General features: G+C 63.7%; 9 protein-coding genes. 8 read left to right on the plus strand and 1 reads right to left on the minus strand.

Annotated elements, in window-relative coordinates; genetic code table 11:
• Together MAXJ12_RS24075 and hisG are read left to right on the plus strand one after the other, a co-directional pair.
• Positions 1-446: ATP phosphoribosyltransferase regulatory subunit (locus MAXJ12_RS24075; protein ID WP_008838649.1), on the plus strand; the 446-nt coding region annotated here is incomplete at its 5' end.
• A 142-nt stretch (positions 447-588) separates the two neighbouring features.
• Positions 589-1,287 (plus strand): ATP phosphoribosyltransferase, encoded by a 699-nt coding sequence (hisG, locus tag MAXJ12_RS24080; RefSeq protein ID WP_008838650.1) that lies wholly within the window; start codon positions 589-591, stop codon positions 1,285-1,287.
• A gap of 3 nt (positions 1,288-1,290) precedes the next feature.
• On the opposite strand, the gene MAXJ12_RS24085 is transcribed toward hisG, so the two are convergent.
• On the minus strand, positions 1,291-2,205 hold the full coding sequence (locus MAXJ12_RS24085; RefSeq protein WP_008838651.1) for a hydrogen peroxide-inducible genes activator: 915 nt from the start codon (positions 2,203-2,205) through the stop codon (positions 1,291-1,293).
• Between the two features lie 139 nt (positions 2,206-2,344).
• Here MAXJ12_RS24085 and katG point away from each other — a divergent pair, with 139 nt between their 5' ends.
• The 6 genes from katG to MAXJ12_RS24115 all read left to right on the plus strand — a co-directional run.
• A complete protein-coding gene (gene katG, locus MAXJ12_RS24090) occupies positions 2,345-4,579 on the plus strand; it encodes a catalase/peroxidase HPI (protein WP_008838652.1) in 2,235 nt (744 codons plus the stop codon).
• A 172-nt stretch (positions 4,580-4,751) separates the two neighbouring features.
• A complete protein-coding gene (locus MAXJ12_RS24095) occupies positions 4,752-6,047 on the plus strand; it encodes an RsmB/NOP family class I SAM-dependent RNA methyltransferase (protein ID WP_008838653.1) in 1,296 nt (431 codons plus the stop codon).
• A gap of 65 nt (positions 6,048-6,112) precedes the next feature.
• Positions 6,113-6,571, plus strand: a complete 459-nt coding sequence (locus MAXJ12_RS24100; protein ID WP_008838654.1) for a PaaI family thioesterase — start codon at positions 6,113-6,115, stop codon at positions 6,569-6,571.
• A 3-nt stretch (positions 6,572-6,574) separates the two neighbouring features.
• Positions 6,575-7,222 (plus strand): 5'-methylthioadenosine/S-adenosylhomocysteine nucleosidase, encoded by a 648-nt coding sequence (locus MAXJ12_RS24105; RefSeq protein WP_008838655.1) that lies wholly within the window; start codon positions 6,575-6,577, stop codon positions 7,220-7,222.
• A gap of 153 nt (positions 7,223-7,375) precedes the next feature.
• Positions 7,376-8,938, plus strand: coding sequence for a glutamine-hydrolyzing GMP synthase (guaA, locus tag MAXJ12_RS24110; protein WP_008838656.1), 1,563 nt, complete (start codon positions 7,376-7,378; stop codon positions 8,936-8,938).
• 293 nt (positions 8,939-9,231) lie between these two features.
• The coding region (locus MAXJ12_RS24115; protein WP_008838657.1) for a tyrosine-type recombinase/integrase at positions 9,232-10,479 on the plus strand (1,248 nt) is incomplete at its 3' end.

Raw genomic sequence — 10,479 nt, forward strand, 5'->3', positions numbered from 1 at the left:
CGCCCGACGAGATCGCCCGCCGCCTGATCGAGCGGGCGGAACTCAGGAGCGTGCGCCTGTCGGCCGAAGCCTTCGACGCGCTGAAGACCTTTCTGGCCATTCATGTTCCACTCGCCGATGCCGCGAGCGCGCTGGAAAAATTCGCCGCCGGCTCCGGCCTGTCGCTGGGCGCGGCGCTGAACAATTTCGCTACCCGAGCCGCCGCGATTTCCGCTCACGGTCTGCCCGTCGAGACAATCCATTACGACGCCGCCTTCGGCCGCCCGCTCGACTACTACACCGGCCTGGTTTTCGAAATCGCCGTGTCGGGCTCCGACCGGCCGCTGGTTGGCGGCGGCCGCTACGACCGGCTGCTGACGCTGCTCGGCGCGCGCGACAAAATCCCCGGCGTCGGCTTTTCGGTCTGGCTCGACCGCATCGAAAGCCTGGCGGAGGGCGGCAAATGAGTAGGCAGGCGACGTTCCGGCTAAGGGAAGTTGGGCGTGACGCAGCCGCCCCCCTCCCCTCAAGGGAGAGGGGGGCGTCGGCGTTGCGACCTCCATCACAAAGAACGTGCCCGCGTTCAAGCGCCGCTCTCGGGAGCGCACGATGACCATCACGCTCGCCATCCCATCAAAAGGCCGGCTCCGGGAGCAGGCGCTGGAGGTGCTTGCCAAGGCCGGCTTCGCCGTCACTGTGCCCGGCGACGATCGCAAATACCGCGCCCGCATCGAGGGCCGGAGCGATGTGGAGGTCGCGTTCCTTTCGGCCTCGGAAATCGCCGGCGAAATCGGGCAGGGGACAGTCGATCTCGGCATCACCGGCGAGGATCTGCTGCGCGAAAATTTGGCCGACTGGGAATCGCGCGCCGAGATCGTCGCACGGCTCGGTTTCGGCCATGCCGATGTTGTGGTCGCGGTTCCCGAAATCTGGTTGGACGTCGACACGATGGCCGACCTCGACGATGTCGCCGCCGATTTTCGCCAGCGCCACGGCCGCCGCCTGCGCATCGCGACGAAATACTGGCGGCTGACGCAGCAGTTTTTTTCTCAGAAGCACGGCATCCAGGTCTACCGCATCGTCGAAAGCCTCGGCGCAACCGAGGGGGCGCCGGCGGCAGGGTCGGCGGATGTTGTCGTCGACATAACCACGACCGGCTCGACGCTGCGCGCCAACCATCTGAAGGTGCTGCAGGATGGCGTCATCCTGCGCTCGCAGGCCTGCCTGGCTTCCTCGAAGAAAGAGCGCAGCGCTGCCGACGAAAAGGCCGTCCGCTCAATTTCGGCTGCGCTCGCGAAGCTGGCGTAAATCTCACGCCGCCGCGGGCAAGAGCGCGCCGCGCAGGCCGCGCATGATGCCGGCGAGTTCGACGCATTCGTCGTGCCGGCGGCTGTTGCGCCGCCAGGCCAGGCAGACGGTCCGCGACGGCATCGGCTCGATGAACGGCACGATTTTCAGATCGCGCATGTCGCTCGCCGGCCCCATCGCCATTTCGGGGATAAGCGTGACGCCGAGCCCGTGCGCGACCATCTGGAGCAGCGTCGTCAGGCTGGTGGCACCGTAGCTCGCCATTGCCACAGGCTTGACGCTGCCGCACACCGACAGCGCCTGCTCGCGCAGGCAGTGGCCTTCCTCGAGCAGCATCAGCCGTTCCAGCGCCGGGCTTTCCGGCGGCACCGGCGGCGAGGCGAATTCCGGATCGTTGGCCGGCACCGCCAGGAAGAAGCGATCCTCGAACAGCGCCTCTGTGACCAGTCCCGGAGAATCGAGCGGCATGGCGGCGATGAAGCCGTCGAGGCGGCCGGCCGCGGTTTCCTCGGCCAGCGATCCGGTCACCGCCTCGCGCAGTTCCAGGACGAGCGTGGGAAAGCGCGCCTTCAGATCGGGCAGCACATGCGGCAAAAGATAAGGCGCGATGGTCGGGATAATGCCCAGCCGGAATCGCCCTTCCATAGCGGAGCGTCCGCGCCGGGCAATGCTCTCGACGCCGCGAATGTCGGCCAGGATCGTCTCGATGCGCGGCAGCAGAGCCTGCGCCTCGATTGTCATGGCCACGGACTTTCCGCCTCGCTCGAACAGCCGGCCGCCGAGCCGCGCCTCCATCTCGGAGATCTGCGCAGACAGGGCCGGCTGGGTCACGCCGGCAAGTTCCGCGGCCCGCCCGAAATGCAGGGTCTGGGCCAGCGCCTCGAAATATTCCATCTGACGGACAGTGAGTTTTATCATAAGGGAAAATTATCGACGGAAATAGAAAAGGCAATTTGTTTTTATGGCCGGACCGCTCTAGGCTGGAATAATTCCAGACTGGCCGGCTCGGTTCCGGACCATTGGACAAGCAATCACAGAACACGAGCGGAGAAGAAAAATGGACGCAAAAACTGACGAGAACGCCGGCAAATGCCCGTTCACAGGCGGTACCCGCGGACGCTCCAACCGCGAATGGTGGCCGGACCACCTGGACATCCAGATGCTGCATCACAATTCCACCTTGTCCGATCCGATGGGCGAGGATTTCGACTATGCCGAGGAGTTCAAGACCCTCGACCTCGATGCAGTGATCAAGGACCTGCATGCGCTGATGACCGACTCGCAGGATTGGTGGCCGGCCGACTTTGGCCACTACGGCGGTTTGATGATCCGCATGGCGTGGCACAGCGCCGGCACCTACCGCATCACCGACGGCCGCGGCGGCGCGGGCGCCGGCCAGCAGCGTTTTGCGCCGCTCAACTCCTGGCCGGACAACGCCAACCTCGACAAGGCGCGCCGGCTGCTTTGGCCGATCAAGCAGAAATACGGGCGGAAAATCTCGTGGGCCGACCTGATGGTTCTCGCCGGCAACGTCGCGCTCGAATCCATGGGCTTCAAGACGTTCGGTTTCGCCGGCGGCCGCGCCGATGTCTGGGAGCCCGAAGAGCTCTACTGGGGTCCTGAGGGAACGTGGCTGGGCGACGAACGCTACAGCGGCGAACGCCAGTTGTCGGAGCCGCTCGGCGCGGTGCAGATGGGCCTGATCTACGTCAACCCGGAAGGGCCGAACGGCAATCCGGACCCGGTCGCGGCGGCCAGGGACATCCGCGAAACGTTCTTCCGCATGGCGATGAACGACGAAGAAACCGTCGCGCTGATTGCCGGCGGCCACAGCTTCGGCAAGACCCACGGCGCCGGCGACCCGTCGCTGGTCGGACCGGAGCCGGAAAGCGGCGCGCTGGAGGATCAGGGTCTCGGCTGGAAGAGCAAGCACGGCACGGGCGTCGGCGCCGACGCCATCACCGGCGGCCCGGAAGTCACCTGGGTGCAGACGCCGACGCAGTGGAGCAATCTCTTCTTCAAGAACCTATTCGAAAACGAATGGGAGCTGACGACGAGCCCGGCCGGGGCGAAGCAATGGAAGGCGAAGAGCGGCGAGCAGAGCATTCCCGACGCCTTCGATCCGTCGAAGAAGCATGTGCCGACCATGCTGACGACGGACCTTTCTTTGCGGTTCGACCCGGCCTACGAAAAAATCTCGCGGCGTTTCTATGAAAACCCGGCCGAGTTCGCGGATGCTTTCGCCCGCGCTTGGTTCAAGCTCACCCATCGCGACATGGGTCCGAAGGTGCGCTATCTCGGCCCGCTCGTTCCGCAGGAGACGCTGATCTGGCAGGACCCGGTTCCGGCCGTGGATCACCCGCTGATCGACGAGCAGGACATCGCCGCGCTGAAGGCCAAGGTCCTCGCCTCCGGTCTGTCGGTGTCGCAACTGGTCTCGACCGCCTGGGCCTCTGCCTCGACCTTCCGTCGTTCCGACAAGCGCGGCGGCGCGAACGGCGCGCGCATCCGCCTCGCTCCGCAGAAGGACTGGGAGGTCAACCAGCCGGCCCAACTGGCGACGGTGCTGCAGAAGCTCGAAGCGATCCAGCAGGAGTTCAACGCTGTGCAGTCCGGCGGCAAGAAGGTTTCGCTTGCCGACCTCATCGTTCTTGCCGGCTCGGCAGCGGTCGAGAAGGCCGCGAAGGATGCCGGCATCGACGTGTCGGTCCCCTTCACCCCGGGTCGCACCGACGCCTCGCAGGAACAGACGGACGTTCAATCCTTCGCGCCGCTGGAGCCGCGTTATGACGGCTTCCGCAACTATACGAACAGCAGCAAGCCCAAATTCATGAAGCCCGAGGAAGCCCTGGTGGATCGGGCGCAATTGCTGACGCTGACTGGACCCGAAATGACGGTGCTGCTCGGTGGCCTGCGTGTCCTCGGCGCCAATGCCGGCGACTCCAGGTACGGTGTCTTTACCGAAAAGACCGGAACCTTGACGAACGATTTCTTCGTCAACCTGCTCGACATGGGTACGCAGTGGCAGCCGCTGGCCGGGTCCGAGGGCGTTTACGAGGGACGCGACCGCAAGACGAACGAGCCCAAGTGGACCGGCACCCGAGTCGACCTGATTTTCGGTTCGCACTCGCAACTGCGCGCCTACGCCGAAGTCTATGCCACCGCGGACTCGAAGGAGAAGTTCGCTAGGGATTTCGTGGCGGCGTGGAACAAGGTGATGAACGCCGATCGCTTCGACCTCGACGAGGGCCGGGCTGACTCGGTGACGCCCCTGCGGGAAGCGGCGGAGTAGTCTTCCGCTTCAAGAAGCTGACAGGAACGGCAGGCGCGGAGCAATCCGCGCCTGTTTTGTTTTTGGGAGCAGGCATCCGGAATTTGCGCAGTGCGCGATGCGGCGGCTTGTACGGCTCGCATCCGGCAGGTAGGCAGGCATTCTCGGGTTCACCGAAATAGGGAATACCAAAATGCGACTTGGCGGAAGGCTGGCGGCAGCCATCGAAGTGCTCGAGGATATCGAGAAGAGGCGCCGGCCGGCAGCCGATGCGCTGAAGGACTGGGGCCTTTCGCACCGTTTCGCCGGGGCGGGCGACAGAGCCGCGATCGGCAACATCGTCTACGACGCGCTGCGCCGCAAGCGTTCGGCCGGCTGGATGCTGGGCGACGACACTCCGCGCGCGATCGGCTTCGGCGCGTTGCTTCTGGAATGGCGCGAGACTGCACAATCGCTTAACCAGGCGCTCGAGGGCGACCGCTTCGCCCCGCCGCCATTGAGCTCCGAGGAACTGAACGCGATCGCCTCGCGCTCCCTCGACGACGCGCCCGAGGCTGTGCGTGCGGACTGCCCCGACTGGTGCGCGCCGCTTCTGGAGCAGGCCTTTGGCGCGGATTGGGTCGAAGAGGGCAGGGCGCTGGCGGCGCGGCCGCCGCTCGATCTCAGGGTCAACACCATCAACGCAAATCGCGACCGCATTCTCGGCGAACTGTCGGGCATGGGCGCGGCGGCGACCAGCCTTGCCTCGCAGGGCATTCGGATCCCACCGATCGACGGCAGCGGCCGCCACCCCAATGTGCAGGCTGAGCCGGCCTTCCAGAAGGGCTGGTTCGAGGTGCAGGACGAAGGCTCGCAGGTCGCCGCCGAGCTTGCCGGCGCCAAGCCCGGAATGCAGGTGCTGGATTTCTGCGCCGGCGCCGGCGGCAAGACGCTTGCTTTGTCCGCCATCATGGAAAATCGCGGCCAGATCTTTGCGCACGACGCCGAAAAAATCCGGCTGGCGCCGATCTACGACCGCATCAGGCGGTCGGACAACCGCAATATCCAGATCGTCACGAAGCCGGCCGAGCTTGTCGCCTTGCAGGGCCAGATGGACATCGTGCTGATCGATGCGCCGTGTACCGGCAGCGGAACCTGGCGGCGCCGGCCCGACGCGAAGTGGCGGCTGACGCATAGGCAGCTCGATGTGCGCAAGGGGGAGCAGGCGGCGATCCTCGACGCGGCCAAGGTTCACGTGAAGCCGGGAGGGCTGCTGGTCTACATCACCTGCTCTGTATTCGACGAGGAGAACCGCGCCCAGATCGGGCGCTTCGCCGCCGACAATCCTGATTTTTCTGCCGTCGATCACCAGGCGCTATGGGAAAGCCACTTCCCAGGCCGCGCGGACGCCGCCCGCATCGTGCCCAATGGCGGCATCGTGCTGACGCCGGCGAGAAGCGGTACCGACGGCTTCTACTTCGCCGCGCTTCGCTGCGCGGGCCAGACATAATTGTTGCATTGCAACATTCCCGCACCTTTGCGATAAAGTGAGTTGGATAAGCAGGGCATGGAATGATGGCCGCGACGATCGTATCCGCTCCCGATTACGAGGAGCGCGTGAGGAAATCCTTTGCGCGCCAGAGCGTCATGACGACGATTGGCGCCGAACTGACGCTGGTGACGCCAGGCACCGTCGAGATCGAGATGGCCTATTCTCCCGATCTCACTCAGCAGCACGGCTTTCTCCACGCCGGCATCATCTCGACCGCGCTCGATTCGGCCTGCGGCTATGCGGCATTCTCGATGATGCCCGAAAACGCCGCCGTGCTGACCATCGAATTCAAGGTCAATTTGCTCGCGCCGGGCAGGGGCGAACGGTTCCTTTTCCGTGGCTCGGTCACCAAACCCGGCCGCACCATAGTCGTCGCCGACGGCCAAGCCTACGCCTTTGCGGCGGACGGCGAGGCCAAGCTGATCGCCACCATGACCGGCACGATGATGACTGTGGTCGGCCGCGACGGCATAGAAGGCTGAGCCGTGATCGAGAGCGTCGCAGGCAAATCGATTCTTTTCGTCATGGCGGTCGACGCCGAATACGGCCCGCATCTGCAGCGTCTGATCTCTCCTTTCATGACCGGCGTCGGCCCGGTCGAATCCGGCGTGGCAATGGGCGCCGAACTGGCGCGGTTGCAAACCCAAAACGCGCTCCCCGATCTCGTCGTTTCGCTCGGTTCGGCCGGCAGCCGCACGCTCGAACAGACCGAAATCTACCAGGCGGTGTCGGTCTCCTACCGCGACATGGACGCGTCAGCGCTCGGCTTCGAGAAGGGCGCGACGCCGTTTCTCGACCTACCTGTTACGGTGCCCATGCCGCTCCGCGTCTCCGGAATCCCCGGGGCGTCGCTCTCTACGGGCGCGGCGATCATCTCCGGCACTGCTTACGACGCCATCGCCGCGGACATGGTCGACATGGAGACTTTCGCGGTGCTGCGCGCCTGCCAGCGTTTCGGCGTGGAGCTGATCGGCCTGCGCGGCATTTCCGACGGCGCGGCAGAATTGAAGCACGTCTCCGACTGGACGGAATATCTGCACGTCATCGACGAGAAGCTGGCTGCGGCAATCAAGACGCTGGAAGCTGCGCTCGAGAACGGTTCGCTGCGGATCGAAGGCAAAACAACGCGTTAGCGCCGCGCTTCGATTCAACGGATGGAATGGGCCGGCATCCGGTTCATTTGCCGGATGAAGGATTTGAATCGATCCGCGAGCGCGATGAATCGGATTGTTGGCGTTTGTCGGCAACCCATTGCGCCGACTCACTCTTTTCTTTAAATGCCCGCCATGAAAACCACCGATCACCCCGACACCGTCCTTATCATCGACTTCGGCAGCCAGGTGACGCAGCTGATTGCGCGCCGCGTTCGGGAGGCTGGGGTCTTTTCCGAGATCGTTCCTTTCCAATTGGCCGAGGAAGCGTTCCGGCGAATCCAGCCGAAGGCAGTCATCCTTTCGGGCGGTCCGGCCTCGACGACAGAAACCGGCAGTCCGCGCGCGCCGCAGATCGTGTTCGAGGCCGGCGTGCCGGTGCTCGGTATCTGCTACGGCCAGATGACGATGTGCGTCCAGATGGGAGGTACGGCCGAAAGCTCGGACCATCGCGAATTCGGTCGCGCCTTCGTGCAGGTCGAGAAGGAGTGTCCGCTGTTCGACGGAATGTGGGCGCCCGGCCAGCGCCACCAGGTCTGGATGAGCCATGGAGACCGGGTCATCTCGCTGCCCGAGGGATTCGAGGTGTTCGGCAAGTCCGAGGGTGCTCCCTTCGCGGTGTTCGGCGACCCCACGCGAAAGATGTACGGCATCATGTTCCACCCCGAAGTGGTGCACACGCCCGACGGCGCGAAACTCCTGCAGAATTTCGTGCACAAGGTCGCCGGCATCGAGGGCGACTGGTCGATGGCCGCCTACAAGGAAAAAGCTATCGAGACGATCCGCAAGCAGGTCGGCAGCGGCAAGGTGATCTGCGCGCTTTCGGGCGGCGTCGATTCTTCGGTCGCGGCGCTGCTGATCCACGAAGCGGTGGGCGACCAGTTGACTTGTATACTTGTCGACCACGGCCTGATGCGCAAGAACGAGGCGGCGGACGTGGTCACCATGTTCCGCGAGCACTACAATTTACCCCTGATCCTGGTCGATGCAGTGGACCGCTTCGTCGATGCCCTGGAAGGCGAGGCGGACCCGGAAAGGAAACGCAAAACGATCGGGCGGCTCTTCATCGAAGTGTTCGAGGAGGAGGCGAAAAAGCTCGGCGGCGCGGAGTTTTTGGCGCAGGGCACGCTCTATCCCGACGTCATCGAGAGCGTGTCATTCACCGGCGGCCCCTCGGTGACGATCAAGTCGCACCATAATGTCGGCGGCCTTCCCGAACGCATGAACATGAAGCTGGTCGAGCCGCTGCGTGAATTGTTCAAGGACGAGGTGAGGGTGCTTGGCAAGGAACTTGGCCTGCCCGAGCATTTCATCGGCCGCCATCCTTTCCCCGGTCCAGGCCTTGCCATCCGCTGCCCGGGCGGCATCACCCGCGAGAAGCTGCAAATCCTGCGCGAGGCCGACGCCATCTATCTCGACGAGATCCGCAAGGCCGGCCTCTACGATGCGATCTGGCAGGCTTTCGCGGTGCTGCTGCCGGTCCAGACGGTCGGCGTCATGGGCGACGGGCGCACCTACGAATTCGTCTGCGCGCTGCGGGCGGTCACATCAGTCGACGGCATGACCGCCGATTTCTACCACTACGACATGAGCTTCCTAGGAGCTGCCGCCACCCGCATTATCAACGAGGTACGCGGCATTAATCGCGTCGTGGACGATGTAACGAGCAAGCCTCCTGGGACGATCGAGTGGGAATGATTTTTGCCCATCCAAGAGTATCCGAAAATTCGCCACAGCGCGATTTAACCTCCTGAAAAATATAACCAATATTGCCGAAGCCTATCGGTATCTATCGGTGGGCATGGATCGAGTCCGGCGGCCCCGCTGACGGACCTTGCCCCCATTGATCAACCTGGAAATTGAAAGTACCGTCACGAGGAATGAGGCTCGTGACGGTACTTTTTTTGATCTAAAGCGTTGGTTTGAAAGCGCTTCTATCGCCATCTGCCTCCCAAAACGGTGTGACGGTACTTTTCGCGAGGTGGCCCAGGATGTTGACCGATGCAGCGCTCAAGGCGCTGAAGCCAAAAGAGAAAATGTACAAGGTGACGGACCGCGACGGTATGTACGTGCGCGTCGCCCCGTCGGGCGCCATCTCCTTCAGGCTTGACTATCGGCTGAACGGCCGACGGGAGACTGTGTATCTCGGCAAGTACGCCCGAGACGGGATCTCGCTCGCTCGGGCTCGCGAGCTATGCCTGGACGCGCGCCGAGCGATCGCAGAAGGGCGGTCCCCCGCCATCGAGAAGCAGCGGGAGAAGCGCCGGATCAAGGAAGCCAAGAGCTTCGGCGAGTTCGGCGAAAAGTGGCTGGTCAACGCGCCGATGGCCGACAGCACGCGCGCTATGCGCCGCTCGATCTTCGAGCGGGAGCTTATGCCGGTCTGGCGGAACCGTTTGCTGATCGAGATCACCCCTGATGATCTTCGAGCCCATTGCGCCAAGATCGTGGAACGAGGCGCACCGGCGACGGCGATTCATGTGCGCGATATCCTGAAGCAGATCTACGGCTTCGCCATTCTCCATGGCGAGAAGGTCGCAAACCCGGCCGATGACGTCGGGCCCGCTTCGATCGCCACCTTCACACCCAAGGACCGCGCGCTCTCGCCGACTGAGATCCGCATCATGCTCAAGCAGCTCGAGAATGTAGCGACGCTGCCGACAATCCGCCTCGGCATGAAGCTCTACCTCCTCACCATGGTCCGGAAGGGCGAGCTGCAGGACGCGGTTTGGGACGAGGTCGATTTTGACAACGCCGTCTGGACGATACCGAAGGAGCGCATGAAGCGATCGAAGCCGCACAACGTCTACCTGTGCCGGCAGACCCTCGACATCATGATCGCGCTCAAAACTTGCGCCGGTAACTCACGGTACTTGCTGCCTTCCCGATACGATGCGGACGCCCCAATGTCGCGCGCGACCTTCAATCGGGTGACCTACGCCGTCGTCGAGCAGGCGAAGAAGGAGGGGCTGCCCCTAGAGCCGTTTACCGTCCACGATCTGCGGCGCACGGGATCGACGCTTCTGAACGAATTGGGCTTCAACCGCGACTGGATCGAAAAGTGCTTGGCGCACGAGGATGGGCGCTCGTCGCGCGGCGTCTACAACAAGGCGGAGTACGAGGTGCAGCGCCGACATATGATGCAGGAGTGGGCGGATATCGTTGACGCCTGGGTCGACGGTCGGAAGCATGTCCCCACGCTCTTGCCGCCAGCTATGCCCTTGATGGAGCTTGATCCC

The organism is Mesorhizobium alhagi CCNWXJ12-2 (assembly GCF_000236565.1).
Taxonomy (GTDB): domain Bacteria; phylum Pseudomonadota; class Alphaproteobacteria; order Rhizobiales; family Rhizobiaceae; genus Allomesorhizobium; species Allomesorhizobium alhagi.